The 25,325-nt window shown below is 69.0% G+C and carries 29 protein-coding genes, 1 tRNA gene and 1 other RNA gene; 16 read left to right on the top strand and 15 right to left on the bottom strand.

The window, feature by feature from the left end:
• The first annotated feature begins 71 nt into the window (after window positions 1-71).
• Window positions 72-548, top strand: coding sequence for an SsrA-binding protein SmpB (gene smpB, locus BLR68_RS00875; RefSeq protein WP_018188123.1), 477 nt, complete (start codon window positions 72-74; stop codon window positions 546-548).
• Window positions 549-551: 3 nt separating this feature from the next.
• Here the strand turns inward: smpB and BLR68_RS00870 are convergent, their stop codons facing one another.
• Both BLR68_RS00870 and BLR68_RS00865 read right to left on the bottom strand, forming a co-directional pair.
• A complete protein-coding gene (locus BLR68_RS00870) occupies window positions 552-773 on the bottom strand; it encodes a putative acetyltransferase (protein ID WP_026302976.1) in 222 nt (73 codons plus the stop codon).
• Window positions 767-2,236, bottom strand: a complete 1,470-nt coding sequence (locus BLR68_RS00865) for an SDR family oxidoreductase (RefSeq protein ID WP_018188121.1) — start codon at window positions 2,234-2,236, stop codon at window positions 767-769. Before BLR68_RS00865 ends, BLR68_RS00870 begins: the two co-directional genes overlap by 7 nt.
• A 38-nt stretch (window positions 2,237-2,274) precedes the next feature.
• On the opposite strand from BLR68_RS00865, the gene BLR68_RS00860 reads away from it, so the two are divergent.
• Complete coding sequence (locus BLR68_RS00860; RefSeq protein ID WP_018188120.1) at window positions 2,275-2,685, top strand: NUDIX hydrolase; 411 nt, start codon at window positions 2,275-2,277, stop codon at window positions 2,683-2,685.
• Between the two features lie 102 nt (window positions 2,686-2,787).
• Window positions 2,788-3,159, top strand: a transfer-messenger RNA (tmRNA) gene (ssrA, locus tag BLR68_RS00855).
• Window positions 3,160-3,220: 61 nt separating this feature from the next.
• On the opposite strand, the gene BLR68_RS00850 is transcribed toward ssrA, so the two are convergent.
• Both BLR68_RS00850 and BLR68_RS00845 read right to left on the bottom strand, forming a co-directional pair.
• Entirely contained in the window at window positions 3,221-3,793 is a 573-nt protein-coding gene (locus BLR68_RS00850) for a hypothetical protein (RefSeq protein ID WP_018188119.1), read from the bottom strand.
• Window positions 3,790-4,614 (bottom strand): inositol monophosphatase family protein, encoded by an 825-nt coding sequence (locus BLR68_RS00845; protein WP_018188118.1) that lies wholly within the window; start codon window positions 4,612-4,614, stop codon window positions 3,790-3,792. Before BLR68_RS00845 ends, BLR68_RS00850 begins: the two co-directional genes overlap by 4 nt.
• A 96-nt stretch (window positions 4,615-4,710) precedes the next feature.
• On the opposite strand from BLR68_RS00845, the gene BLR68_RS00840 reads away from it, so the two are divergent.
• Window positions 4,711-4,783, top strand: a tRNA-Lys gene (locus tag BLR68_RS00840).
• Between the two features lie 66 nt (window positions 4,784-4,849).
• On the opposite strand, the gene corA is transcribed toward BLR68_RS00840, so the two are convergent.
• The 9 genes from corA to BLR68_RS00795 form a co-directional block, all read right to left on the bottom strand.
• Window positions 4,850-5,848: a magnesium/cobalt transporter CorA gene (corA, locus tag BLR68_RS00835; protein WP_018188117.1), complete on the bottom strand. Its 999-nt coding sequence runs from the start codon at window positions 5,846-5,848 to the stop codon at window positions 4,850-4,852.
• Between the two features lie 103 nt (window positions 5,849-5,951).
• Window positions 5,952-6,164 carry a hypervirulence associated TUDOR domain-containing protein gene (locus tag BLR68_RS00830; RefSeq protein WP_018188116.1) on the bottom strand — a complete coding sequence of 71 codons (213 nt, stop codon included), beginning with the start codon at window positions 6,162-6,164 and terminating at the stop codon, window positions 5,952-5,954.
• Window positions 6,152-6,754, bottom strand: coding sequence for a DUF2238 domain-containing protein (locus BLR68_RS00825; protein ID WP_018188115.1), 603 nt, complete (start codon window positions 6,752-6,754; stop codon window positions 6,152-6,154). Before BLR68_RS00825 ends, BLR68_RS00830 begins: the two co-directional genes overlap by 13 nt.
• Complete coding sequence (locus BLR68_RS00820; protein WP_256335282.1) at window positions 6,751-7,569, bottom strand: endonuclease/exonuclease/phosphatase family protein; 819 nt, start codon at window positions 7,567-7,569, stop codon at window positions 6,751-6,753. Before BLR68_RS00820 ends, BLR68_RS00825 begins: the two co-directional genes overlap by 4 nt.
• Window positions 7,566-8,357: a glycosyltransferase family 2 protein gene (locus BLR68_RS00815; protein WP_018188113.1), complete on the bottom strand. Its 792-nt coding sequence runs from the start codon at window positions 8,355-8,357 to the stop codon at window positions 7,566-7,568. The genes BLR68_RS00820 and BLR68_RS00815 overlap by 4 nt, the downstream gene beginning before the upstream one ends.
• 3 nt (window positions 8,358-8,360) lie before the next feature.
• Window positions 8,361-9,275, bottom strand: coding sequence for an ABC transporter substrate-binding protein (locus tag BLR68_RS00810; RefSeq protein ID WP_018188112.1), 915 nt, complete (start codon window positions 9,273-9,275; stop codon window positions 8,361-8,363).
• A gap of 39 nt (window positions 9,276-9,314) precedes the next feature.
• Entirely contained in the window at window positions 9,315-10,037 is a 723-nt protein-coding gene (locus BLR68_RS00805; RefSeq protein ID WP_018188111.1) for an ABC transporter permease, read from the bottom strand.
• Window positions 10,034-10,711 carry an ABC transporter permease gene (locus BLR68_RS00800; protein WP_018188110.1) on the bottom strand — a complete coding sequence of 226 codons (678 nt, stop codon included), beginning with the start codon at window positions 10,709-10,711 and terminating at the stop codon, window positions 10,034-10,036. Before BLR68_RS00800 ends, BLR68_RS00805 begins: the two co-directional genes overlap by 4 nt.
• A 7-nt stretch (window positions 10,712-10,718) precedes the next feature.
• The gene (locus BLR68_RS00795) at window positions 10,719-11,555 is read right to left on the bottom strand and encodes an ABC transporter ATP-binding protein (RefSeq protein WP_018188109.1); all 837 of its coding nucleotides are present in this window, start codon (window positions 11,553-11,555) and stop codon (window positions 10,719-10,721) included.
• 134 nt (window positions 11,556-11,689) lie between these two features.
• Between BLR68_RS00795 and BLR68_RS00790 the strand changes: the two genes are divergently transcribed.
• On the top strand, window positions 11,690-13,105 hold the full coding sequence (locus BLR68_RS00790) for a dihydrolipoyl dehydrogenase family protein (RefSeq protein ID WP_018188108.1): 1,416 nt from the start codon (window positions 11,690-11,692) through the stop codon (window positions 13,103-13,105).
• A gap of 6 nt (window positions 13,106-13,111) precedes the next feature.
• Here BLR68_RS00790 and BLR68_RS00785 read toward each other — a convergent pair whose 3' ends face one another.
• Window positions 13,112-13,903, bottom strand: a complete 792-nt coding sequence (locus BLR68_RS00785; RefSeq protein ID WP_020097169.1) for an IclR family transcriptional regulator — start codon at window positions 13,901-13,903, stop codon at window positions 13,112-13,114.
• A gap of 69 nt (window positions 13,904-13,972) precedes the next feature.
• On the opposite strand from BLR68_RS00785, the gene BLR68_RS00780 reads away from it, so the two are divergent.
• From BLR68_RS00780 to BLR68_RS00770, 3 genes are read left to right on the top strand one after another with little or no spacing between them, the layout of a single operon-like run.
• Window positions 13,973-14,779 carry a CoA transferase subunit A gene (locus tag BLR68_RS00780; protein ID WP_020097170.1) on the top strand — a complete coding sequence of 269 codons (807 nt, stop codon included), beginning with the start codon at window positions 13,973-13,975 and terminating at the stop codon, window positions 14,777-14,779.
• A 1-nt stretch (window position 14,780) separates the two neighbouring features.
• Window positions 14,781-15,434 (top strand): CoA transferase subunit B, encoded by a 654-nt coding sequence (locus tag BLR68_RS00775; RefSeq protein WP_026302973.1) that lies wholly within the window; start codon window positions 14,781-14,783, stop codon window positions 15,432-15,434.
• The gene (locus BLR68_RS00770; protein WP_018188104.1) at window positions 15,431-16,612 is read left to right on the top strand and encodes an acetyl-CoA C-acetyltransferase; all 1,182 of its coding nucleotides are present in this window, start codon (window positions 15,431-15,433) and stop codon (window positions 16,610-16,612) included. Before BLR68_RS00775 ends, BLR68_RS00770 begins: the two co-directional genes overlap by 4 nt.
• Window positions 16,613-16,619: 7 nt before the next feature.
• Here BLR68_RS00770 and BLR68_RS00765 read toward each other — a convergent pair whose 3' ends face one another.
• The gene (locus tag BLR68_RS00765) at window positions 16,620-16,874 is read right to left on the bottom strand and encodes a hypothetical protein (protein WP_018188103.1); all 255 of its coding nucleotides are present in this window, start codon (window positions 16,872-16,874) and stop codon (window positions 16,620-16,622) included.
• A gap of 73 nt (window positions 16,875-16,947) precedes the next feature.
• On the opposite strand from BLR68_RS00765, the gene BLR68_RS00760 reads away from it, so the two are divergent.
• The 8 genes from BLR68_RS00760 (at window position 16,948) to BLR68_RS00725 (ending at window position 25,230) form a co-directional block, all read left to right on the top strand.
• The gene (locus BLR68_RS00760; RefSeq protein ID WP_018188102.1) at window positions 16,948-18,360 is read left to right on the top strand and encodes an alpha,alpha-trehalose-phosphate synthase (UDP-forming); all 1,413 of its coding nucleotides are present in this window, start codon (window positions 16,948-16,950) and stop codon (window positions 18,358-18,360) included.
• Window positions 18,357-19,124 carry a trehalose-phosphatase gene (otsB, locus tag BLR68_RS00755; RefSeq protein ID WP_018188101.1) on the top strand — a complete coding sequence of 256 codons (768 nt, stop codon included), beginning with the start codon at window positions 18,357-18,359 and terminating at the stop codon, window positions 19,122-19,124. The genes BLR68_RS00760 and otsB overlap by 4 nt, the downstream gene beginning before the upstream one ends.
• A gap of 9 nt (window positions 19,125-19,133) precedes the next feature.
• Window positions 19,134-20,840 (top strand): dihydroxy-acid dehydratase, encoded by a 1,707-nt coding sequence (gene ilvD / locus BLR68_RS00750; RefSeq protein WP_018188100.1) that lies wholly within the window; start codon window positions 19,134-19,136, stop codon window positions 20,838-20,840.
• Between the two features lie 41 nt (window positions 20,841-20,881).
• On the top strand, window positions 20,882-22,675 hold the full coding sequence (locus tag BLR68_RS00745; RefSeq protein ID WP_026302972.1) for an acetolactate synthase large subunit: 1,794 nt from the start codon (window positions 20,882-20,884) through the stop codon (window positions 22,673-22,675).
• 2 nt (window positions 22,676-22,677) lie between these two features.
• Entirely contained in the window at window positions 22,678-23,187 is a 510-nt protein-coding gene (ilvN, locus tag BLR68_RS00740; RefSeq protein ID WP_018188098.1) for an acetolactate synthase small subunit, read from the top strand.
• Window positions 23,188-23,232: 45 nt separating this feature from the next.
• Entirely contained in the window at window positions 23,233-24,258 is a 1,026-nt protein-coding gene (gene ilvC, locus BLR68_RS00735) for a ketol-acid reductoisomerase (RefSeq protein ID WP_018188097.1), read from the top strand.
• A 107-nt stretch (window positions 24,259-24,365) separates the two neighbouring features.
• The gene (locus tag BLR68_RS00730) at window positions 24,366-24,881 is read left to right on the top strand and encodes a hypothetical protein (RefSeq protein ID WP_018188096.1); all 516 of its coding nucleotides are present in this window, start codon (window positions 24,366-24,368) and stop codon (window positions 24,879-24,881) included.
• A gap of 4 nt (window positions 24,882-24,885) precedes the next feature.
• Window positions 24,886-25,230 carry a hypothetical protein gene (locus BLR68_RS00725; RefSeq protein WP_018188095.1) on the top strand — a complete coding sequence of 115 codons (345 nt, stop codon included), beginning with the start codon at window positions 24,886-24,888 and terminating at the stop codon, window positions 25,228-25,230.
• Window positions 25,231-25,325 lie beyond the last annotated feature (95 nt).

Raw genomic sequence — 25,325 nt, 5'->3', positions numbered from 1 at the left:
ACGCGGCGACCCTGCTCCGTTAGACTGGCAGACCGGCTGCGCGCGGAGCGCCGTCGTGTCGAGGAGTCATCATGCCCAGGGAACGCGGGGAACAGGTCATCGCGACCAACCGTCGCGCGCGCCACGAGTACGCCATCGAGAAGACCTACGAGGCGGGCCTCGTGCTCACCGGCACCGAGGTCAAGTCGCTCCGGCAGGGGCGCGCGAACCTCAGCGACGGCTACGCGTTCATCGACGGGGGACAGGCATGGCTCGACGCCGTGCACATCCCGGAGTACTCGCAGGGCCATTGGACGAACCACTCGACCAAGCGCACGCGCAAGCTCCTGCTGCACAAGGAGGAGATCGTCAAGCTCTCGCACGCGATCTCCGCAGGCGGCTACACGCTCATCCCCCTGAAGCTCTACTTCTCGGACGGTCGCGCCAAGGTCGAGATCGCCGTTGCGAAGGGCAAGCGCGAGTTCGAGAAGCGGCAGACGATCCGCGAACGCGAAGACAAGCGCGAGGCCGAGCGGGCCATGCGCGGCCGCAACCGCCTCGGCGAGTGACGCTCAGGCGGACCCGGTCCGGCGTCGGGGTTCCGGCGGCGGGGGAACGGCCTTCGCCGCGATGACGGCTGCTCGGGGGATGCGTTCCACGCCGCGCTTGCCGTCGACGACCACGAGATCCACATCGATCGAGATCAGCTCGCCCAGCGCGTCGGTCGCGCGGCCATCGGGCAACAGGTAGCGCACCACGACGCGGGTCCCCGGGGCTGGGAACCGCGTCACCATCGGCTGGGGGCGTAGTCCTTGAGGAACACCCCGAAGACGTCCTCGCCCGCTTCTCCGCGCACGATCGGGTCGTAGACGCGCGCAGCGCCGTCAACGAGGTCCAGCGGGGCGTGGAAGCCCTCCTCGGCGAGACGGACCTTGGTCGGGTGGGGGCGCTCGTCGGTGATCCAGCCGGTGTCGACGCTCGTCATCAGGATGCCGTCCGATTCGAACATCTCGCGCGCACTGGTGCGGGTCAGCATGTTGACGGCGGCCTTGGCCATGTTGGTGTGCGGATGCCCCGGACCCTTGTATCCGCGCTCGAAGACGCCCTCCATCGCGCTCACGTTCACGATGTAGGTGCGGCGTGCAGGGCTCGCAGACATCGAAGGGCGGAGCTTGGAGACGAGGAGGAAGGGTGCCGTGGTGTTGGCCAACTGCACTTCGAGCATCTCGAGCGGATCGACCTCCTCCACCCGCTGAACCCATGAGTTCGAGTGGTCGAGGTCGGGGATCAGTCCGCCGGCGTCGATCGCGGTTCCCGCGGCAAGCCGGTCGAGCGAGGTCGATCCGGCGGCCATCGCCTCGCGGGTCAGGGTGTCGGCGCGGTCCGCGGCCGCCGCGAGGATCGGGTGGGCGCTCACAGAGCGCTCGAGGGCCTCGGGGTGCCGGTCGTTCGTGTGCCCGAAGGTGACGAGCGCCGGGAGGGGACCGTCGGGAAGGGGCGCCAGCTCGGCGTCGACCAGCGGCTGGTAGGCGCCGGGGGAGCGCCGGACGGTCTGCGTCGCGTTGTTGATCAGGATGTCGAGCGGTCCGGATGCGGCGACGTCGTCGGCGAGGGCGATCACCTGGGCCGGGTCGCGCAGGTCGATCCCGACGATCTTCAGCCGATCGATCCACTCCGGCGAGTCCGGCAGGGCGCGGAAGCGCCGCACGGCGTCGCGGGGGAAGCGGGTCGTGATCGTCGTGTGGGCTCCGTCGCGGAGGAGCCGAAGGGCGATGTACATGCCGATCTTGGCGCGTCCGCCCGTCAGCAGCGCGCGTCGTCCGGTGAGATCGGTGCGTGCGTCACGCTTGGCGTGGCTGAGGGCCGCGCACTCGGGGCAGAGCTGGTGGTAGAAGGCGTCCACGACCGTGTACGGCTCCTTGCAGATGTAGCAGCCGCGCGCCTTCTGCAGGACGCCCGCGATCGGCGCGGCGGTGCGTGTCGCGATCGGGATGCCGCGCGTCTCGTCGTCGATGCGGTCGGGGGCGCCCGTCGCCGTGGCGTGCACGACGGCGCGGTCGGCGTCGGCGATCGCGGCGCGGATCTCGCGACGGCGCTCCTTCTTCGCCGCCTTGAACATCGCGGCGGTCGCCTGACGGACGGTGATGAAATCGGGGTGCGTCCGGGGGAGCGACGACAGCTCTGAGAGGACGCGGAGCGTCGTGGCGAGGTCGGCGGGATCGATCCCCTGGTCGTCGGGGGAGATGTCGGGAAGCACATGAGATTGTACGTCGGGTCGCCTGTTAGCGTTCTCGCGTGACCCCGCTTGACGCCGCATCCGTACCGTCCATCCGCGTCGCGGCCGCGGTCATCCGGGATGACACGGGCCGATTGCTCCTCGTGCGCAAAGCCGGGACGACCGCGTTCATGCAGCCCGGCGGCAAGCCTGAGCCCGGCGAGACGCCGGACGAGACGCTCGTGCGCGAGCTCGCGGAAGAGCTGGGAGTGATCGTGTCGGTCACTGCACTCCGATCGCTCGGCGTGTTCCACGCCGCCGCGGCCAACGAACCCGGGCACGTGGTCGTCGCCCACGTGTTCGACGTCTCGATCGCCGGTCAGGAACCCGCTGCGGCTGCCGAGATCGCCGAGATCCGGTGGGTCGCGGCGGAGGAGGCGGGGGCCCTCGAGGTCGCGCCGTTGGCGGTCGAGTACTTCCTCCGCGGGTGACACCGCCCCGGTCGGTGGTAGTCTGGGATGCTCGGACGCTCCGGCATCCGAGTGTTGACAACTCCACAGAGTGACAACGGTCCACACACCGCCAGGTGTCTCGGGGATGATCGGTTTCGACATCGCCTGTGACTCTGCGAGAAGCGGGCCGAGGATGCAGGGTTATCTCGTAAACGATCTCTGCGAACCAATAACTGCCAATAAGAAGCAGTCCGACTTCGCCCTCGCTGCGTAAGCAGCCAGCTCGAGTCCGTCAGTCCGTGAGTGATCCCCTCATGGTCCCTGGCGTCATTTAAGGGATCTCGCTGCGCGGCGTCGCCTGAGCGTCACGCGGGACTTTTTCAGGCTGGGCTCGTCGACTCACGTGTCTGTACTAAGGGTCGGGGCCGAGCAGAACGCCATTTACAGACTGCGCCCGGAGAAGACGCCGTCTCTCAGCGATGGACGGGGGTTCGATTCCCCCCATCTCCACGAACCGTTGTCACGGAGCAGAAGCCCCCGGTCCGTTCGCGGATGCGGGGGCTTCGTCGTCTCTTCAGCCGAGCTCGATCAGGTCGAGGCCCTGTCTCGTGTCCGAGACCTCCACCCAGCCGTTGCGGAAGAGGTAGGTCATCCCGTACCCCTCGTCATCCAGACGGAGGGCGCCCGCGGGATCCTCGGTGATCAGCACGCCCCGAGGATCGTCCTTTCGGATCCATCCCTCGGCCTGCAGCGCCGCCTGGGTCGCGGACGCGTCGGCCTCGCTGATCGGCGACCATCCGAAGAGCACCAGATCATCGTTCGTCGGCGAGGCGAAGTCTCCCCACGTGCAGGAGATCCCCTTCGGGAGTTCGAGGTCGAGGATCACGAACGGGTCCTCGCGAACCGTCCAGCCCGTCGACGTGAAGGTGTCGATGGTGTCCGAGGAGAGCATGTTCTCGCACGTGACGTCCTCGGGGACGATCGTGGCCGCAGCGGACGGTGACGACCCGGATGCCCCGGGTGCCGCAGCGCCGCTCGGATCACCACCCGAGCCTGACGTCGGAGCGCACGCCGTCGTCACCGCCACGACGGCCGCGATGAGCACGGCGACCGCGGTCCGCTTCCGGTGCGAGAGGTTCGACCTCACGTTCGCAACATCCCGAGGAACGTGTCATGCAGGATGCCGTTGGTCGCCAGCGACGAACGGGCGTCCAGGCGCTCGACGCCGTCGATGTCGGTGAAACGGCCACCCGCCTCGAGGACGATCGGCACGTGGGCGGCGATGTCGTACTCGCGGACGTCGAACTCCGCGACCATCTCGAGACGGCCCTCCGCCAGGAGCATGTAGGGCCAGGCGTCTCCGTACCCCCGGTCGCGCCACACGGCCCGCGTGAGACGGAGGAGGGAGTCTGTGCGGCCCGCGGCATCCCACTGACCGATGCTCTGGAAGCTGATGCTCGCGTCTGCGGCGGTCGCGACGTCCGACGTGCGGACGCGCCTCGTCGTGCCGTCGGCGCCCCGGGTCCACGCGCCGGCACCGGTGGCGGCCCACCATCGACGCGAGATCGCCGGTTGGCTGACGACCCCGACCCGGGGAACGCCGTCGACCACAAGGGCGATGAGAGTGGCCCACATGGGGATGCCCTTGAGGTAGTTCGCGGTGCCGTCGATCGGGTCGATGATCCACTGGCGGCGGGTGTCTCCGCTCGTGCCGTACTCCTCGCCGAGGATCCCGTCCTCGGGACGCTCGCGTGCGAGGAGATCGCGGATCGCTCGCTCCGTCGCCAGATCGGCCTCGGTGACGTGCGTCGCGTCGGCCTTCGTGCTGACCTCGAGATCGGGGGCGTCGAAGCGTTCCATCGATGCGCTGTCCGCGGCATCCGCGAGGCGGAGCGCGAAGGCGAGATCGTCGCGGAGGTCACCGTCGTACGGCGCGAGCCAGGGCGTCGAAGAGGGAGGGGGCGTCACGCTGTCCAGGATACGGCGTGTGCCTGGGGGCCTCGATTGGCGCAGCGCGCGATCGTGATGCTAGTGTTGACCCTCGGTTCGAGTTCTTCGAATCACGCACCTCTAGCTCAATCGGCAGAGCAACTGACTCTTAATCAGTGGGTTCCGGGTTCGAGTCCCGGGGGGTGCACGGACGGCCCCGATCACTCTCGCCAGTGATCGGGGCCTTCTGCTTTTCCTGGGCGCAGAGGCGGCCTCAGAGCCAGTGTTTGCGCTTGAAGACGGCGTACAGGACGACCGAGCTCGCGACCATCAGGCCGAGGGCCATGGGGTATCCGAACGTCCAGTGGAGCTCGGGCATGTTGTCGAAGTTCATGCCGTAGATCGTGCCGACGAGGGTCGGTCCGAAGAGGATCGCCGCCCACCCCGAGATCTTCTTGACCTGCTCGTTCTGCTCGAGCGAGGTGTCGGTCTGCCGCTGCGTGACGAGCGTCGAATGCACCGTCAGGGCGTTGTCGAGGATGGAACGGAAGGCGGCGATCCGTTCGTTGACGCGGATGACGTGGTCCAACACGTCCCGCAGCGAGCGCTGGAGTTCGATGTCGACACCGTACTTGTCCGACCCCTGCAGCAGTCGCTGCAGCATGTCGTCGAGCGGCAGGGTGGACTTGTGGAGGGCGATGACCTCGCGGGCGAGGGCGTAGATGCGCTGCGACAGACCGACGTCATCGCCGCTGAAGAGCTTCTCCTCGATCTCGTCGATGTCGTTCTCGACGCCCGCGATGACCGGCGCGTACTCGTCGACGACCTGATCGAGGATCGCGTAAAGAATCGCCTCGGGTCCCATGCCCAGCAGTTCGGGCTGCTCCTCCATGCGGCCGCGGACCCGCGCGAGGTCGGGGGAGTCGGCGTGTCGGACCGTGACCACGAAGTCCGGGCCCACGAAGACGTGGAGCTCGCCGAACACCACGGACTCCTTCTCGTCGTCGTACTGGGCCGGACGGAGCACCGCGAACAACACGTCGCCGTAACGCTCGAGCTTCGCCCGCTGGTGGCCGGCGAGAGCGTCCTCGACGGCGAGCGGGTGCAGCGAGAACTCGGCCGCCACCGCGGCCACCTCCGCCTCGGTGGGGCGGTACAGACCGATCCACGCCATGCCATTGTGATCGCGCATGTGCTCGAACGTCTCGCTCAGATTCGAGGGGTCCTGGATACGGCGGCCGTGGACGTACACGGCGTTGTCGACGATGGGCATGCGTAGATTCTGCGCCCTGCGGGATGAGCGGATGCCGCGCGCCGCGCCGCACACCCTCGCCGGATCCGGTGAGAAGGACGGCAGCGGGGTGTGCGGCGTCCCTTCAGGACGACAGCTTGTTCAGGGCCGAACCCTTGTGGGCGGCTTTCGCCCCCGTCTTCTCCGACTCGACGATGAATGCAGGCTCATCCGTCGACGCGGTGAAGTCCTGCCCGTCGAAGGTGAAGTCCCTCGTCTTGCGTTCCGTGATCTTGCCCTGGGTGCGTCCCTGCGACGTGTTCCAGCTGACGCGATCGCCTTTCTTCAGGTCCGCCATGATTGTTCCTTCCTGTCTGCCGCGACGAGCGCGGTCCTCTCGATGGGGATTCGGATGATCAGGATGCCGGCGACGAGAGAACCGAGCCCGCCGACGGCCATGTCCCCGATGGTGTCTTGATAGGTGACGAAGATGTCCGGCGCGAGGAACGTCTTGCCGGCCCACTCGACCATCTCCCACAGCGCGCTGATCGCGAGGCCGATCGTCGGGACGAGGACGACGCTCGATCGCCGGTCGGCGCGTGCCGGAACGACCTCGAAGCGCCGGAGGACGAGGAAGGCGATGGTCGCGATCACACCGGTGGCCACGAAGTGGACGGCGATGTCCCACCACGCGATGGAACGGTACAGGTCCAGGACGTTGCTCCATGCCGCGACGGTGACCGTGACGCCGTACAGGACATCGAGACCGGGCCGTGCGCCGATCGCTCGGGGCACGAGGAGGGCGGGCAGAGCGAGCGCCAGGATCCCGGCGTCCGTCGGCGTCCACCAGAGAAAAGCCGCTGCCACGCTCAGCAGACCCAGGACCCGGATACCGTCGGCCGCCCACTCGGCGGTCGATCGAGGCGGCCGCAGGAAATCCGATCTCATCGCGGCACCTCGATGGCGGCATGGACCGGGAGGTGGTCGGACCCCGCCCGTCCGTCCTCCAGGCGGGCGTCGATGCCTACGCGCTCCACAGCGACATCCGGCGTCGTCAGGATCCAGTCGATGCGCTTACCCCCGCGCACCGGGGGGCGGTACCCGCTGTAGGTGCCCCAGGGCGGCGTCACCCGCTCGGCCGCCGTGGTCCAGGCATCCGTCAGCAGGTTGCCGCGGGTGAGGGCCTCCAGCGCGGGCGAACCTTCGGCTGCGTTCATGTCACCCATCACGACGGTGGGGAGCCCTCGCCGTCGCACCACCTGACGGATCTGCTCGGCGGCGCGGACGCGAGACCGCGACGAGAACGGATCCAGGTGCGTGTTGATCACGGCAAAGGACGCTCGTGCGCGTCGGTCCCGAAAGACTCCGATCACCATCGCCCGAGGCAGCGGGTTGCCCCACGACCGGGAACCGGCGACCTCGGGCGAGGCCGATAGGGCGAGCTGCTGATGATTGATGAGCTCGAGCCGCGATCGATCGAAGAAGATCGGGCACCCCTCGCCGCGTCCGCCGCGTCCGCGTCCCACGCCGATGCGCCCGTACTCGCCTCCTAATGCCCGGGCGATGTCACGAGCGGGACCTGGAAGCACCTCCTGCAGGCTGATCACCGAGGGCGATTCCCTCGAGAGCGACGCCAGGAGCGCGGGGCGGCGCCGCTCCCATCGATCGGCACCGCGGGAGAGCCCGCGCGGGAGCGGCCTGCGCACGTTCAGCGTCGCCACGTGCAGGAGATCACCGCCCACCTCGCCGAGGACGGGGTTCATGCCGACATCCTCGATGCTGTGCTGCGGCGGTCCGCGCGTCGACGTGCGGACCGCGCCCACCGGATCGGTGCGAACTCCTCCGGCCAATGCCGGACGACGGTTCGGATGCCGCGGCGCACACGGCGGCGGAAAGCGGATGCAGACGCGAAGGGGCGCATCGAGATGCCCATCGCCGCTGAGGGCACGAACCGGATCCGATGTTCCCTTCCGAGATGGAACGAGAGATCGAGGTCGTCGTGGATTTCGGGGTCCGTGCGGTGGACGACCGTGCTCACCCGCCGCCAGGCTGACCGGCGCATGGCGAGGTTGGACCCGAAGAGGGGGAGGTGTCCGAGGGTCGGCGTGAGGACGGCGGCGTAGGCGCCGAGGTAGGCGACCGCCAACGGCGACCGGAGGAAGCGCGGGCCGTCGATGAACCGAGCAGCGCCCGCGAAGACATCCACCTCGGGGCGCTCGCGGGCTTGTGCGCTCATGACCTCCACCCAGGTCGCCGCCGGGATGCAGTCCGCGTCGAGGCGGAGGATGAGGTCGCCCTCCGCGGAGTCGTACCCGGCTGCCGCCGCTGCGGGAATGCCGGGCTGGTCGCAGGAGACGACCCGCGTCCCGCCCTCGCGCGCGACACCGGCCGAATCGTCCGACGAGCCGTTGTCGACCACGACGATTTCATCGGGCCGACGGGTCTGAAGCGCAAGGGCCCGCAAGCACCGCCGGAGTCCGTCGGCGTCGTCCTTCACGGGGATGACGACGGTGACGGATTCGACGGTGGGCTGCGGGCCCAGAGCTGTCATGTGTCAGCCGAGGTTGTCGGCGATCCACTTCTTGGCGATGTCAGCGCTCGAACGCTGGTCGACAGTGGACTCGACATTCATCGCGACGAGCTCCTCGGGGCTCATCGCCTCGCTGACCTTGTTGATCGCATCCGCGATCTCGTCGGCCTTGTCGGCGTTCGCGATCGGCACGACGTTCGCAGCGAGGAACAGTCCCTTCGGGTCCTCCAGCGTGACGAGATCCTCCGTCTTGATCCGCGGGTCCGCGCTGTAGACGTTGGCGACCTGGATGTTCCCCGCGACGAGCTCGTCGACGGTCGTGTCGGCCGTCGCCTCGAACTTGGCGTCGACGCCGTAGACCTTCTTCAGGTCGGTGAAGTACGGTCGCTGCTCGAGCTCGGGGGCGCCGCCGAACGTCAGGTCCTTGATGCTGGCCAGGTCGCCGATCTCGGTGAGGTTGTTCTCTTTCGCGAAGGCGGCCGTCACGTTGTAGGAATCCTGGTCGGTCGCCGGCGAGTAGTCGAGAGCCTTCAGGTTGTCCGGAAGGACCTTCACCATTGCGTCGTAGACCTCGTCGGACGACCCGGCGGTGGCCGACTTGTCGTAGTACTGCAGCAGGCTGCCGGTGTATTCGGGGAAGAGGTCGATGGACCCGTCCTCGAGCGACGGCATGTAGGCGTCGCGCTGGCCGATGGCGAATTTCCGCTCGACGGAGAAGCCGTCCTTCTCCAGCACCTGGGAGTAGATCTCGGCGATGATCTCGTTCGACGGGTAGGACTGCGAGCCGACGACGATCGTCTTGGACTGCTCGCCGCCGCCCTCGTTGCTGCTCGAACCGCTGCCCTGGAGGGAATCGCTCGAGCCGCAGGCGGACAGCGCGAAAACGGCCGCGGCGGCGAGGCCGACGACGGGAAGGATGCGGGTGCGTGTGATGGACATGGATGCCTCCGGATGGGGTGGTGGTCAGGATGCCCGGTCTCAGGTGGCCGGGACGGGGGCGCGCCGGGTGCGACGACGCGTGGGGGAAGAGTTTTGCACGGCGACGCCGCGGGGAACGACGATGCGCTGGAACAGTGCGAAAGCGCCGTCCAGGACGAGGGCGAGGATGACGACGACGATCGAGGCGCCGAGGATCTGTGCGGCGTTGCGGGTCTGGATGCCCTGGATGAGGGCGAACCCCAGTCCGCCGAGCCCCACGTACGCGGCGATGGTGACGGTGGCCACGACCTGCAGGACTGCGGAGCGGATGCCGCCGATGAGAAGCGGCAGACCGAGGGGGACTTCGATCTTCCACAGGATCTGCATCGGAGTCATCCCGACGGCGCGGCCCGCCTCGACGGTGGAGCGGTTGATCGCCTCGATACCGGCGTACGCGCCGGCGAGGATCGAGGGGATCGCGAGGAGGACGAAGGCGACGACCGCGGCCTGCTCCTTGAAGTTGACGCCGATCACCAGGTAGAGCAGGACGACGAGACCGAGGGATGGCAGGGAGCGGGCGGCGCCGGACAGGAACACCGCGATCTCGCGGCCCTTCCCGGTGTGACCGATCGCCCACCCGGCGGGGATGGCGATGACAGCCGCGATCGCGACCGACCCGAAGGTGAAACCGAGGTGCTGCAGGATCGCTTCCCAGAGGGGGAGGTACCCGGTGGTGCGGTCGGGGGAGAAGATCCACGCGAACGCGTCGAGGAAGACGTTCATGCCGTCACCTCCGCCGCACGGGCGCGTTGCCGCGGCACGCGGATCCGTCGGGTCCACGGCATCAGCGCGCGTCCCGCGAGGACGAGCGCCAGATCGATCACGAGGGCGATGACGACGACGGCGAGGACGCCCGCCAGCACCTCGGGGATGATGCGTCGCTGCGACCCGTTCGTGAAGAGGTATCCCAGGTTCTGCACACCGATGAGGGCTCCGACGGTGGCCAGGGAGATGGTCGACACCGCCGTCACGCGCAGACCCGCCAGCATGACCGGCCCGGCGAGGGGGAAGTCGACCGTCCAGAATCGCCTGACCGGGCCGAAGCCGACAGCCACCGCGGCGCTGCGGACCGCGGCATCCACCGACGCGAGACCGTCGGTGACGGAACGCGTCATGATCGCCACGGCGTAGATCGTGAGCGCGACGACCAGGTTGGTCTCCGACAGGAGGCCGATGCCCGTCGTCGCGCTGATGAGGGCGAACAGACCGAACGAGGGGATCGTGTAGAGGATGCCCACCACGCCCAGGAGTGTGCCGCGCAGGCGCGTGAATCGGAACGCCGCCCAGCCGAGCGGGATCGCGAGGACGAAACCGAGCACGATCGCGATGGCGCTCTGCCGCAGGTGGGCGAGCGTGAGTTGCCCGATCAGGTCGAGGTTCTCGACGACCCAGTTCATGGAGCCGTCACCCCTCGTCCTCCGGCGACCCCGGCAGGAGGACGCCTTGGGTCCGACCGGATCCGTCCACGAGCACCGTCCCGCGGTCGGTCTGCTTCGCGTGGAAGGCACGCGCGCCGCGATCGGCGCCGATGAAGCTCGCGACGAACTCGTCGGCGGGGGCTTCGATGATCTCCGAGGGCGTTCCGTGCTGGGCGATCCGGGCGCCCTTCTGCAGGATGACCACCTGGTCACCCAGCAGGAAGGCTTCGTCGATGTCGTGGGTCACGAACACGATCGTCTTGTCGAGTTCTCGCTGCAGTCGGATGACCTCGGCCTGCAGTTCCTTGCGGACGATGGGGTCGACGGCGCCGAACGGCTCGTCCATGAGCAGGATGTTGGGGTCCGCAGCGAGCGCACGTGCGACGCCGACGCGCTGCTGCTGGCCGCCGGAGAGCTGAGCGGGGTAGCGATCGGCGAACGCGGTGTCGAGGCCGACGACCTCCATCAACTCCATCGCGCGCCGACGCGCGGTCGCGCGGGTCTGGCCGGTGAGCACGGGCACGGTCGCGATGTTGTCGGCCACCGTGTAGTGGGGCAGGAGTCCGGCGTTCTGCAGGACGTACCCGATGCTGCGCCGCAGCTGGACGGCGTCACGGGAGCGGATCGACTCGCCGTCGATCATGATGTCACCGGACGTCGGTTCGATCAGGCGGTTGATCATCCGCAGCAGCGTGGTCTTGCCGCAGCCCGAGGATCCGACCAGGACCGTCGTCTTGCGCGCGGGCATCTCGAGCGAGACGTCGTCGACGGCGGCGGGGCCGTCGCCGAAGCGCTTGGTGACGGATCGGAATTCGATGGCCATGGGCGTCCTTTCGGCCGGTGCTTCAGCAAACCACAGACCCCCGACATCCCGGCAGTCTCCGGCGTCCATTGACGTCTTTCCCCGGGTATGGCAAGGGCGGGACATTACGGCCGGGCGCTCGCTACGGTGTCGGCATGAGCACACGCGAGTACGACCTCATCGTCATCGGAGCCGGCCCCGTCGGCGAGAACGTCGCGGACCGGGCCGTCCGCGGCGGGTTGACCGCCGCGATCGTCGAGAGCGAGCTCGTCGGCGGCGAGTGCTCGTATTGGGCGTGCATGCCGTCGAAGGCGCTTCTGCGCGCACCCGCCGCACTGCGCGCGGCTCGGGACGTCGCGGGAGCGGCCGAGGCGGTGAACGGCGGCGTCGACGTCGCGGCCGTCCTCGCGAGGCGCGATCGCATGGTGCACGACTATCAGGACACCTCCCAGGTCGAGTGGCTGCAGGGCGCGGGCATCGATCTCGTGCGGGGCCACGGCCGACTGTCTGCCGAGAGGGAGGTAACGGTCGAAGCGGCCGACGGCTCGACGACGGTCCTGCGGGCACGCCACGCGGTCGCCGTGTGCACCGGGTCGGCCGCACTCCTTCCCGACATCCCCGGTCTTCGGGATGCCGCGCCGTGGACGAGCCGCGAGGCCACCGGCGTGACTGACGTTCCCTCGTCCCTCGTCGTGCTCGGCGGGGGCGTCGTCGGCGTCGAGATGGCGACGGCGTTCACCGCCTTCGGAACGGACGTCACGGTGATCGCCCGGTCGTCGCTCCTCAGCGGGCTCGAGGGCTTCGCCGGCGAAGCCGTGCAGAAGTCGCTTACCTCGGCCGGCGCGACCGTACGCACCGGGGTCGGCGTGACGGGCGTCGAGCGCTCGGACGGCGGCGTGACCGTGTCGCTGGACGACGGGTCGTCGGTCCGCGCCGAGGAGATCCTCGTCGCGACGGGGCGCGTGCCCCGGACCGAGGATGTCGGTCTCGACGTCATCGGCCAGAAGGCGGGCGCCTGGATCGAGGTCGACGACACGCTGCGGGTCCCCGGGAGCGATTGGCTGTACGCCGTCGGCGACGTCAACCACCGCGCCCTGCTCACGCATCAGGGCAAGTATCAGGCGAGGATCGCCGGTGATGTCATCGCCCGGCGCGCGGCCTCGACGGATGTCGACACCTCCCCGTGGGGTCCCCTCGCGGCGACGGCCGACCACGCCGCCGTCCCGCAGGTCGTGTTCACCGAGCCTGAGGTCGCCGCCGTCGGGCACACCGAGGCATCCGCTCGTGCGGCCGGGATCGACGTGAAGATCGTCGATTACGACCTGTCGTGGGTCGCCGGGGCGAGCACGCATTCGGACCGGTACGAGGGGATGTCGAGGGCCATCATCGACGCCGAGCGCGGAGTGCTCGTGGGTGCCACCTTCGTCGGCCCGGACGTCGCCGAACTCCTGCACGCCGCCACGATCGCGATCGTCGGCGAGGTCCCGCTGCACCGACTGTGGCACGCCGTCCCGGCCTACCCGACCGTGAGCGAGGTCTGGCTCCGCTGGCTGGAGTCGGCCGGGCTCTGAGGCGCCTCACGCCCGCCGGGCCGACTGGACGCGCGTCGTCAGCTGATGCGCGTGGGCCAGGAGCAGGCGCCCGAGGTCGGCGAGCCGATCGGGGCCGAAGCGGAACTCGACGCCGGTCAGGCTCAGCGCCCATGCGGGGTGTCCGGCGTGGTCGAAGACGGCCGCACCGATGCCCCACGAACCGGGGACGATGAGCCCCGGATTGACGGCGTAGCCCCGGTCACGCGTCTCGGCGATGCGCATCTGGAGCGCTGCCGCATCGTGGGCACCGCCCCATCGTCCCGGCAGGTCGGGATGGCGGTCGAGATACGCGTCGACGTCGCCCTGCGGAAGGAAGGACAGGATCGCGAGGCCCGCGGATGCGACGCCCAACGGGAAGCGGACACCCTCGCTCAGGACGAAGGACCGGATGGGGAAGGATCCTTCCTCCCGCACGAGGCAGACCGTTTCGTCGCCGCGGCGCACGGAGAGGAACGCGCTTTCCTCGGTCTTCACCGCGAGGGAGCGGACGATGTCCGCGGCGATGTGGGTGATGTCGTAGCGAGGTGCGGCTGCGGCCCCCATGAGGAACAGCTCCGGGCCGGCGAGCCAGCGGGCGGTGCGGTCGTCCTGGTCGACGAGCCCCTCCGCGCGCAGGGCCGAGAGCAGCCGGTGCGCCGTCGTCCGGGTGAGCCCCGCATCCGCGGCCAGTTCGCGAAGTCCTTTGCCGGTCATGCCGGCTGCGCTCACGAGTCGCAGGAGGAGCGCGGCACGGGCGATCGCCTGTGCGCCGGGGACGGATGCCGTGGGTCGTTCCACATCGTGGACCCTACGGGTCGAGCGGTCCACATGGCAACGACATCCTCGACCGGGGACGCGGGTGCGGCGATGCTCGAGGGAGACGACACGAAGGAGTGCGCAGTGATCGACAAACGCGTGGCCGGACCGGCTGAGGCGGTCTCGGACATCCCGGACGGAGCGAGCATCGCCGTCGGCGGATTCGGACTCTCCGGCAATCCGACCGCCCTGATCGAGGCCCTTCTCGAACAGGGGACGGCCAACCTCTCGGTGGTCTCGAACAACTGCGGCGTGGACGACTGGGGGCTCGGCGTGCTGCTGCGCGCACATCGCATCCGCAAGATGACCTCCTCCTACGTCGGCGAGAACAAGGAGTTCGAGCGCCAGTTCCTCTCCGGCGAGCTCGAACTCGAGTTGACGCCGCAGGGCACGCTGGCCGAGAAGCTCCGCGCGGGCGGCGCCGGCATCGCCGCGTTCTACACCCAGACCGGAGTCGGGACGCAAGTCGCCGAGGGCGGCTTGCCGCGCCGCTACGACGGCGCCGGCGGGGTGGCTGTGGCGTCCGCACCGAAGGACGTCAGGGTCTTCGATGTGGCCGGCTCCGCGAAGGAGTTCGTCCTCGAGGAGGCCATCACGACCGACTTCTCGCTCGTCCACGCGCGCCGCGGCGACCGGCACGGCAACCTCGTCTTCGCCAAAGCGGCCCGCAACTTCAACCCGCTCGCCGCCATGGCCGGGCGGGTGTGCATCGCGCAGGTCGAGGAGCTCGTCGAGCCGGGCGAGCTCGATCCGGATGCCGTTCACCTCCCGGGCGTCTACGTGCATCGGGTCGTGGAGGTCGGCACCGGCATCGAGAAGCGCATCGAACGACGGACGATCACGGCGGAAGGGCAGTGACATGGCGCTGACCAGGAATGAGATGGCGGCCCGTGCTGCCGCGGAGCTCAGCGACGGCTCCTATGTGAACCTCGGCATCGGGTTGCCCACCCTCGTGCCCAACCACGTCCCGGAAGGCGTCACCGTCGTCCTCCAATCCGAGAACGGGATCCTCGGCGTCGGTCCGTACCCGCGGGAGGCCGACGTCGACCCCGACCTGATCAATGCGGGCAAGGAGACGGTGACGACCCTTCCGGGAGCGGCCTTCTTCGACTCCGCGCTCAGCTTCGGCATGATCCGGGGCGGCAAGATCGACGCCGCCATCCTCGGTGCGATGCAGGTGTCCGCCGCCGGAGACCTGGCGAACTGGATGATCCCGGGGAAGATGGTCAAGGGGCCCGGCGGGGCCATGGACCTGGTCCACGGTGCCGGACGCGTCATCGTCCTGATGGAGCACGTCGCTCGCGACGGGTCGCCGAAGATCGTCGCCGAGTGCTCGCTTCCCCTCACGGGCCGCGGGGTGGTCGATCGCATCATCACCGACCTCGCTGTCATCGACGTCACGCCGCGCGGGCTCGTTCTCGTCGAGACGGCGCCCGGAGTGAGCGTGTCCGAGGTCCGCGAGGCGACGGAGCCCGAACTGATCGTCCCGAGCGATGCGAAGGTGGAGTCATGAGTGAAGAGATCGTGATCGTCGGTGCCGCCCGGACGCCGCAGGGCAAGCTCATGGGCGCCCTGTCGTCCCTGTCCGCCCCGCAGCTGGGGGCCATCGCGATCCGCGGTGCGCTGGAGCGCAGCGGAGTGGATCCCACCGCGGTCGACGCCGTGATCATGGGCCAGGTGCTCCCGGCCGGGTCGGGCCAGAATCCGGCGAGGCAGGCGGCTCTCGGCGCCGGCATCGGGTGGGACGTCCCGGCATCCGCTGTCAACAAGGTCTGCCTGTCGGGACTCACCGCCATCATCGATGCGAAGCGGCTGGTCGCTTCCGGGGATGCCGCGGTCGTCGTCGCCGGCGGGATGGAGTCGATGTCGCGCGCGCCCCACCTCCTCACCGGCTCACGCGACGGCTGGACGTACGGCTCGGTCGAGGTGCTCGACCACATGGCCTTCGACGGTCTCACCGACGCCGCGGAGGGGATCTCGATGGGTCTGTCGACCGAGCAGCACAACCCCGCGCTCGGGCTCACGCGCGAGGCGCAGGACCACGTCGCCGCGCTGTCCCACCAGCGTGCCGCTGCCGCGGCCGAGCAGGGTGTCTTCGACGACGAGATCGTCCCCGTCGAGGTGCCGCAGCGGCGAGGCGACCCGGTCCGTGTGGTCGCCGATGAAGGCGTCCGCCCGGACACCACCGTCGAGACCCTGGCCCGGCTGCGCCCCGCGTTCTCCACCGACGGCGACATCACGGCAGGCAACGCCTCGCCGATCTCCGACGGCGCCGCCGCGGTCGTCGTGACCACGCGGTCCCGCGCCGAAGCGGAGGGGTGGGCGATTCTCGCGACGGTCGGTGCGGCGGGTCAGGTAGCCGGACCCGACAACTCCCTGCACTCCCAGCCCGCGCGCGCGATCGCGCAGGCGCTCGGACGTCAGGGCATCGCGGCATCCGCTCTGGACCTGGTCGAGATCAACGAGGCCTTCGGCGCCGTGGTCGCCCAATCGCAGCGGGAACTCGGCATCGACGAGTCGATCGTCAACGTCCACGGTGGCGGGATCGCCATCGGGCATCCGATCGGAGCGTCCGGTGCGCGCCTAGTCGTCCACGCCGTGCGTGAGCTCCAGCGACGGGGGAGTGGCACGGCCGCGGTGGGCCTGTGCGGCGGTGGCGGTCAGGGCGAGGCGCTCATCCTGACCCGCTAACGGAAGATCAGCGCGAGAGGCGGCGCTTCAGCAGCTTCTTCTTCTCGCCGTCGCGCGGCGAGTCCATCGGGATGAGCTTGCCGCGCGACGCGCGACGGGTGTCGACGACCGATCCGACCGCGAGAGCGAGGGTGATGCCCCAGCTGAGCCAGGCGAGCGCGGTGCGCCAGGTGAACGGCTCGGGGCTGCGCGCGGAGCGCAAGAGAGTGACGCCTCCTGTGAGGGCCGAGAGAAGACCGGTTCCGAACAGGTATTTGCGCATACCACCCACGCTAGTGCGCCCGACGCATGGCGTGGCGGTTGTTAGCCTGAAGTCATCCATCGAGAGGAACAGCGTGACCGTGGCTTCTGACTTCGTCGTCGTGTCCAACCGCCTTCCGGTCGACCGGACGGACGACGAGAACGAACCCTGGCGGCGCTCGCCCGGCGGCCTCGTGACGGCGCTCGATCCCGTGATGCGGAGCACCCACGGTGCCTGGGTCGGCTGGCCGGGACAAGCGGACATGGAGCTCGAGCCGTTCGAGTTCGACGGCCTCCAGCTCGTCCCCGTCACGCTGTCGGCCGACGACATGCAGCTCTACTACGAGGGCTTCTCGAACGACACGATCTGGCCGCTCTACCACGACGTCATCGCGGCGCCGACGTATCACCGCACGTGGTGGGACGCCTACGTCAGGGTCAACAAGCGATTCGCGGAGGCGGCGTCGACCCACGCCGCCGAGGGCGCGACGGTCTGGGTCCACGACTACCAGTTGCAACTCGTCCCGAAGCTCCTCCGCGAGCTCCGTCCCGACCTGACCGTCGGCTACTTCCACCACATTCCGTTCCCCGCATACGGCCTGTACGCGCAGCTGCCGTGGCGACGCCAGGTCCTCGAGGGCCTGCTCGGTGCGGACGTCATCGGCTTCCAGCGGGTGGCGGATGCCGGGAACTTCGCTCGTGCCGTGCGCCGCCAATTGGGGTTCGACACCAAGGCCGGCGCGATCGCCGTCCCGACGGAAGACGGGGGCGTCAGGACCGCCGTCGCCCGCGCCTATCCGATCTCGATCGACGCGGCCGAGTACGAGGAGCTCGCGAAGCGTCCCGACATCCGGGCTCGGGCCGAGGAGATCCGCTCGAGTCTCGGCAACCCGAAGGCGATCCTGCTGGGCGTCGACCGGCTCGACTACACGAAGGGCATCCGACACCGGCTGAAGGCGTACGGCGAACTGCTGGCGGACGGCCGCCTGTCGGTGCACGACGTCATCCTCGTCCAGGTCGCGAGTCCCAGCCGCGAGCGCGTGCAGACCTACATGGAGCTCCGCGACGAGATCGAGCTCACCGTCGGGCGCATCAACGGCGATGCCGATGAACTCGGCTACAGCGCGATCCAATACCTCCACCACTCGTACCCGCGCGAGGAGATGGTCGCGCTCTTCCTCGCGGCGGACGTCATGCTGGTCACGGCTCTCCGCGACGGCATGAACCTCGTCGCCAAGGAATACGTCGCGAGTCGCGTCGACGGCGGCGGGGCGCTGGTGCTCAGCGAGTTCACCGGGGCGGCCGACGAGCTCACGCAGGCCATCAAGGTGAATCCGCACGACATCACCGGACTGAAGGACGCCATCATGCAGGCGATCGACATGCCGCAGAAGGAGAAGGACCGCCGGATGCGGGCTCTTCGCCGTCGGGTCCGTGAGAACGACGTCGCGAAATGGTCGGAGAGGTTCATCTCGGATCTGAACGCCGCCCGGAAGGAACACCCGTGACCGATCTCACCGACATCGCACGTGCCCATCGGCTGCTGGTCGCGCTGGACTTCGACGGAACCCTGTCGCCGCTCGTCGACGACCCGATGAGCGCGCGGATGGCTCCGGCGGCCCGCTCCGCCGTCGAGGCGCTGCTCGCGGCGCCCGACACCGCCGTGGCGTTCGTGTCGGGCCGGTCGCTCGGCGACCTGCGGATCATCGCCGAGCACTCCGACGACTCGCCGATTCTGCTGGCCGGCTCGCACGGTGCGGAGTACCTCATCCCCGGCGCGCCCGCGGACGAGGCCCTGGACCCCGCCGACATCGAGGTGCGGGACCGGCTGCGAGCTGACGTCGAGAAGCTGGCCGAGGGAGCCCCCGGCTCCTGGATCGAACCGAAGACGTTCGGCTTCGGGGTGCACCTGCGGACCGTGACCGACGCGGCCGCTGCGGAGCGGCTCCGGGCATCCGTCGAGGCGCTGATGGCGGATGCCGCCCCGCACTGGCGCCGGCGTCAGGGCCACGACATCGTCGAGTACGCGTTCACCGACGCCGGGAAGGATGCCGCCGTCTCCCACCTCCGCGAGGTCGTCGGCGCGACCGCCGTCGTCTTCGCCGGGGACGACCTGACCGATGAGGACGCCCTCCGCTCGCTCGGACCCGACGATCTCGGCATCCGTGTCGGTGCGGGGGAGACCGCGGCATCCGTCCGTGTGGCAGACATCGAAGAACTCGCCGCAGTGCTGTCGACTGTCGCACACGAGCGCGTCGCTTCGCGGCAATAGACTTCGAGAATGCCCTCTCCCGACGAGAACATCGACATCAAGCCCCGCAGTCGCGCGGTCACCGACGGCATCGAAGCCACGACGTCCCGCGGAATGCTCCGCGCGGTCGGCATGGGCGACGAGGACTGGGACAAGCCCCAGATCGGCATCGCCTCGAGCTGGAACGAGATCACGCCCTGCAACCTGAGCCTCGACCGGCTCGCGCAGGGAGCCAAAGAAGGCGTGCACGCCGGAGGCGGTTACCCCCTCCAGTTCGGCACCATCTCGGTCTCGGACGGCATCTCCATGGGCCACGAGGGCATGCACTTCTCCCTCGTGAGCCGTGAGGTCATCGCCGACTCGGTCGAGACGGTCATGATGGCCGAGCGCCTCGACGGCTCGGTCCTGCTCGCCGGCTGCGACAAGTCGATCCCCGGCATGCTCATGGCCTCCGCCCGCCTCGACCTCTCGAGCGTCTTCCTCTACGCGGGCTCGATCGCGCCGGGCTGGGTCAAGCTCAGCGACGGCACCGAGAAGGACGTCACGATCATCGACTCCTTCGAGGCGGTCGGGGCGTGCCTGGCCGGCAAGATGAGCGAGGCCGACCTCAAGCGCATCGAGTGCGCGATCGCGCCCGGCGAGGGCGCATGCGGCGGCATGTACACCGCCAACACGATGGCATCGGTCGCCGAGGCTCTGGGGCTCAGTCTTCCCGGCTCCGCGGCGCCGCCCTCCGCCGACCGTCGCCGCGACTACTTCGCCCACCGCTCCGGCGAGGCCGTCGTCAACCTGCTCCGCCAGGGCATCACGACCCGCGACATCCTCACGAAGGAGTCCTTCGAGAACGCGATCGCGCTCGCGATGGCCCTCGGCGGTTCGACGAACGTCGTCCTGCACCTGCTCGCCATCGCGCGCGAGGCCGAGGTCGACCTGACGCTCCACGACTTCAACCGCATCGGCGACAAGGTCCCGCACGTGGCCGACATGAAGCCGTTCGGCACCTACGTCATGAACGACGTCGACCGGCACGGCGGCATCCCGGTCATCATGAAGGCCATGCTCGACGAGGGCCTCCTGCACGGCGATGCGCTCACCGTCACGGGCAAGACGCTCGCCGAGAACCTGCGCGACCTCGACCCGGACCCGATCGACGGCACCGTCATCCACACCTTCGACGACCCGATCCACGCGACCGGCGGCATCACGATCCTGCACGGCTCGATGGCGCCCGAAGGTGCCGTTGTGAAGACCGCGGGGTTCGATGCCGCCGTCTTCGAGGGACCCGCCCGGGTGTTCGAACGCGAGCGCGCCGCGATGGACGCCCTCGAGGAGGGACGCATCGCCGCCGGCGACGTCGTCGTCATCCGATACGAGGGGCCCAAGGGCGGTCCGGGCATGCGCGAGATGCTCGCGGTGACCGCCGCCATCAAGGGCGCTGGCCTCGGAAAAGATGTACTACTGTTGACGGACGGACGATTCTCAGGCGGCACAACCGGCCTGTGCATCGGCCACATAGCACCCGAAGCGGTGGACGCTGGTCCCATCGCCTTCGTGCGCGATGGTGATCTGATACGGGTCGATATCGCGGCTCGTTCTCTCGACCTACTCGTCGACGAAGCTGAGCTGAACTCCCGCCGTGAGGGCTGGGAGCCCCTTCCCCCGCGCTATACCCGTGGCGTGTTGGCCAAGTACTCGAAGCTCGTGCGCTCCGCTGCGGAGGGCGCGACGACGGGCTAGGCCCCACACACTCGTCATCCATCACCACAGAGGTCTCTCTCATGTCTTCTGACACCGTTGCCGCTGTGCCCCGGCCACCCGCCGGAGGCGCGTCCCACCCCGTGCTCACCGGAGCGCAGGCCGTCGTCCGCTCACTGGAGCTCTTGGGCGTCACCGACGTCTTCGGCCTCCCGGGTGGAGCCATCATCGAGGTCTACGACCCCCTGATGGACTCCACGGACCTCCGCCACATCCTGGTCCGTCACGAGCAGGGCGCCGGTCACGCCGCCGAGGGGTACGCCGCGGCATCCGGTCGTGTCGGCGTCGCGATCGCGACCTCCGGCCCGGGCGCGACCAACCTCGTCACCGCGATCGCGGACGCCTACATGGACTCGATGCCGATCGTCTGCATCACCGGGCAGGTGTACTCGACCCTGATGGGGACGGATGCCTTCCAGGAGGCCGACATCGTGGGCATCACCATGCCGATCACGAAGCACTCGTTCCTCGTGAAGGACCCCGCCGAGATCCCCGGCGCGATCGCCGCGGCGTTCGAGATCGCCTCGACCGGTCGCCCAGGCCCCGTCCTCGTCGACATCACGAAGGACGCGCAGCAGGCCAAGGCGCCTTTCATCTGGCCGCCGAAGGTCGACCTCCCCGGGTACCGGCCGGTGACGAAAGCCCACGGCAAGCAGATCCAGGCCGCGGCGCAGCTCATCTCCGAGGCCAAGAAGCCCGTCCTGTACGTCGGCGGCGGCGTGGTCCGCGCGGGAGCTGCCGCTGAGCTCCGCCGTTTCGCGGAGGCCACCGGAGCCCCTGTCGTCACGACCCTCATGGCACGGGGAGCGTTCCCCGACTCCCACCCGCAGCAGCTCGGCATGCCGGGCATGCACGGCACGGTTCCGGCCGTCCTCGCGCTCCAGGAATCCGACCTGCTCATCGCACTCGGCGCACGGTTCGACGACCGTGTCACCGGCAAGGCGGCGCTGTTCGCCCCCGACGCCAAGGTGATCCACGTCGACATCGACCCCGCCGAGATCGGCAAGATCCGCGCCGCAGACGTTCCGATCGTGGGCGACCTGAAGGACGTCCTCGTCGACCTCGATGCCGCGTTCGCCGGAGTCGAGGGGTCGGACATCTCGGAGTGGTGGTCGTACCTCGACGGCCTCCGGACCGAGTTCCCGCTCGGCTACGCGCCGACGACGGACGGTCTGATGTCGCCGCAGCACGTGATCCAGCGCATCGGCGAGATCACCGGACCCGAGGGCGTGTTCGCCTCGGGTGTCGGTCAGCACCAGATGTGGGCCGCGCAGTTCATCGGCTACGAGCGCCCCAACGCGTGGCTGAACTCCGGCGGCGCCGGGACGATGGGCTACGCCGTCCCCGCCGCGATGGGGGCGAAGGTCGCCCAGCCCGACCGGGCGGTGTGGGCGATCGACGGCGACGGCTGCTTCCAGATGACCAATCAGGAACTCGCCACCTGCGCGATCAACAACATCCCGATCAAGGTCGCGATCATCAACAACTCGTCCCTCGGCATGGTGCGCCAGTGGCAGACCCTCTTCTACGACGGCCGCCACTCGAACACCGACCTCAACACGGGTCACGACAGCATCCGCATCCCGGACTTCGTCAAGCTCGCCGAGGCGTACGGCTGCCTCGGCATCCGGGTCGAGAAGGCCGAGGACGTGGATGCCGCCATCCAGCTGGCACTGGAGACCAACGACCGTCCCGTCGTCATCGACTTCGTCGTGAGCGCCGACGCGATGGTGTGGCCGATGGTGCCGCAGGGCGTCAGCAACAGCTACATCCAGTACGCGCGCGAACACGCGCCGGCATTCGAGCAGGGGGACTGACGATGAGCAAGCACGTCCTGAGCCTCCTCGTGGAGGACAAGCCCGGTCTGCTGACGCGCGTGGCGGGCCTGTTCGCCCGACGTGGCTTCAACATCGACTCGCTCGCCGTGGGCGTCACCGAGGTGCCGGGGCTCTCCCGCATCACGGTCGTCGTCGACGTCGAGGAGCTGCCGCTCGAGCAGGTGACGAAGCAGCTGAACAAGCTCGTGAACGTCATCAAGATCGTCGAGCTCGACTACTCGACCTCGGTCCAGCGCGAGCACATGCTCGTCAAGGTCCGCGCCGACAACCAGACGCGCTCGAACGTCATCGAGGTCGTCAACCTCTTCCGCGCGTCCGTCGTCGACTATGCGACCGACGCCCTCGTGGTCGAGGTGACCGGCGATCGCGGCAAGGTCGACGCCTTCCTCAGGGCGCTCGAGCCCTTCGGTGTGAAGGAGCTCGCGCAGTCCGGCATGGTCGCCATCGGCCGCGGCGGCAAGAGCATCACCGAGCGCGTCCTGCGCGGCTGACCCCACAACTTCTCTACCGACATCTACAAGGAGACACACACGAACATGGCTGAGATCCTCTACGACGCCGACGCCGACATCTCGCTCATCCAGGGCAAGAAGGTCGCCATCGTCGGGTATGGCTCGCAGGGCCACGCCCACGCCCAGAACCTCCGCGACTCCGGCGTCGAGGCCGTCATCGCCCTCAAGGACGGCTCGAAGTCCGCTCCGAAGGCCGAAGAGGACGGCTTCGAGGTGAAGTCCGTCGCGGATGCTGCCGAGTGGGCCGACCTCATCATGATCCTCGCGCCCGACCAGCACCAGCGCGGCATCTTCAACGACGAGATCAAGCCTCACCTCGCGGCCGGCAAGACGCTCGCCTTCGCGCACGGCTTTAACGTGCGCTTCGGCTACATCGAGGTCCCCGACGACGTCGACGTCATCCTGGTCGCCCCGAAGGCCCCCGGCCACACGGTGCGGCGCGAGTTCGTCGCGGGCCGCGGCATCCCCGACATCATCGCCGTCGAGAAGGACGCCTCGGGCCAGGCCTGGAGCGTCGCGCTCTCGTACGCGAAGGCCATCGGCGGAACCCGTGCGGGCGTCATCAAGACGACCTTCACCGAAGAGACCGAGACCGACCTGTTCGGCGAGCAGGCCGTCCTCTGCGGTGGCGTGTCGCAGCTGGTCCAGTACGGCTTCGAGACTCTCTCCGAAGCGGGCTACCAGCCCGAGATCGCCTACTTCGAGGTGCTCCACGAGCTGAAGCTCATCGTCGACCTCATGTGGGAGGGCGGCATCGCCAAGCAGCGTTGGTCGGTCTCCGACACGGCGGAGTACGGCGACTACGTCTCTGGCCCGCGCGTCATCGACCCGAGCGTCAAGGAGAACATGAAGGCCGTCCTCGGCGACATCCAATCGGGTGCCTTCGCCAAGCGCTTCATCGACGACCAGGACAACGGCGCCGTGGAGTTCCAAGAGCTCCGTGCCAAGGCCGCCGCACACCCGATCGAGGCCGTCGGCAAGGACCTGCGCGCCCTCTTCGCGTGGAAGCAGCAGGACTCGGACTACACCGAAGGCTCCGCCGCGCGCTGACCCTCGGCATCCCGCCCTCGGCGCATCCGCCGAGACCGGCTTGATATGAGCCACGGAGGCCCGGCCCTTACAAGGGGTCGGGCCTTCGGCGTCGGTAGACTCGATCCGTGCCTTCCGAGCCCCGAGACGACGAGGACGCCTTCCGCTGGGAGGGCGACGATTCGCCGACCCGTCCACCCCGCCCCGAGCGGAGCGAGACGTCCCTGCCGCGCGGCTTCCGCGCGGTCGGGAAGGGGAGTGCGCCGCAGCCGGCCGCTCCGGCGGCCGAGCAGGATCCCGTGCCGCCGGCAGAGGAGCAGGGGGCGGGGGAGGACCGCGCCGAGGCGGGACCGCCGGCATCCCTCGGGAACGTCGCGCTCGTCACGCTCGGTCTCCTCGGCGGGATCTACCTGCTGTACACGGTCGGCTGGGCGCTGGGTGGCGCTCGTACGGCGCTCGTGATCTCGGCGTTCCTCGCGCCCTGGGCTGTCGTCCCGGCGCAATGGGCGGCGGTCGCGGCTCCCGTCCTCTGGTTCGGGGTGTCGATGCTCCTCACGCGCGCCTCGGCGACGTGGGTGCGCTTCGTGTGGCTCATCGTCGGTGCGTTCCTGCTCGTGCCCTGGCCCTTCGTGAGCGGAGTGTGACCCCGTGACGACGTCTTCCCCCACCGTTCGCCGCGCACCGTCGTGGCTGCGGGCCACGGTCGCCGGCGTGTTCGGGCTCTTCTACGCCTACGCCGTGTGGACCGCTGTGGCCTTCCTCGTCGCGCAGGCCACCGCGGTCGAGGGTCTCACCGGCGCCGGCTGGGCCTTCCTCCTCTTCCCGGTCGTCTTCCCGATCATCGTCTTCGTCGCGGGGGTGGTCCTCGGCCGTCGGCGTCCGCTGCTGCACCTCGCCGCGATTCTGCTCGTGGGGCTCGGGCTGGTCGGCGTCTTCTGGCTCAACGTCCTCACGTTCGCGATCACGAACGGCAACTCGCTCTTCGGCTCCTGAGGTCCGTCACACGGTCGGGGCCGTGCGGTCGGATTCGCTAGGCTGGCCGTGCCGCGTACCGTCGTCGGTCCCAGCCCGGCCGGCCGCGTGGCGAT

It is taken from the genome of Microbacterium sp. 77mftsu3.1, assembly GCF_900100525.1.
Classification (GTDB): Bacteria; Actinomycetota; Actinomycetes; order Actinomycetales; family Microbacteriaceae; genus Microbacterium; species Microbacterium aquilitoris.
Note: the sequence above shows the minus strand (reverse complement) of the source record. Positions and strands in the feature narration are given on the sequence as shown.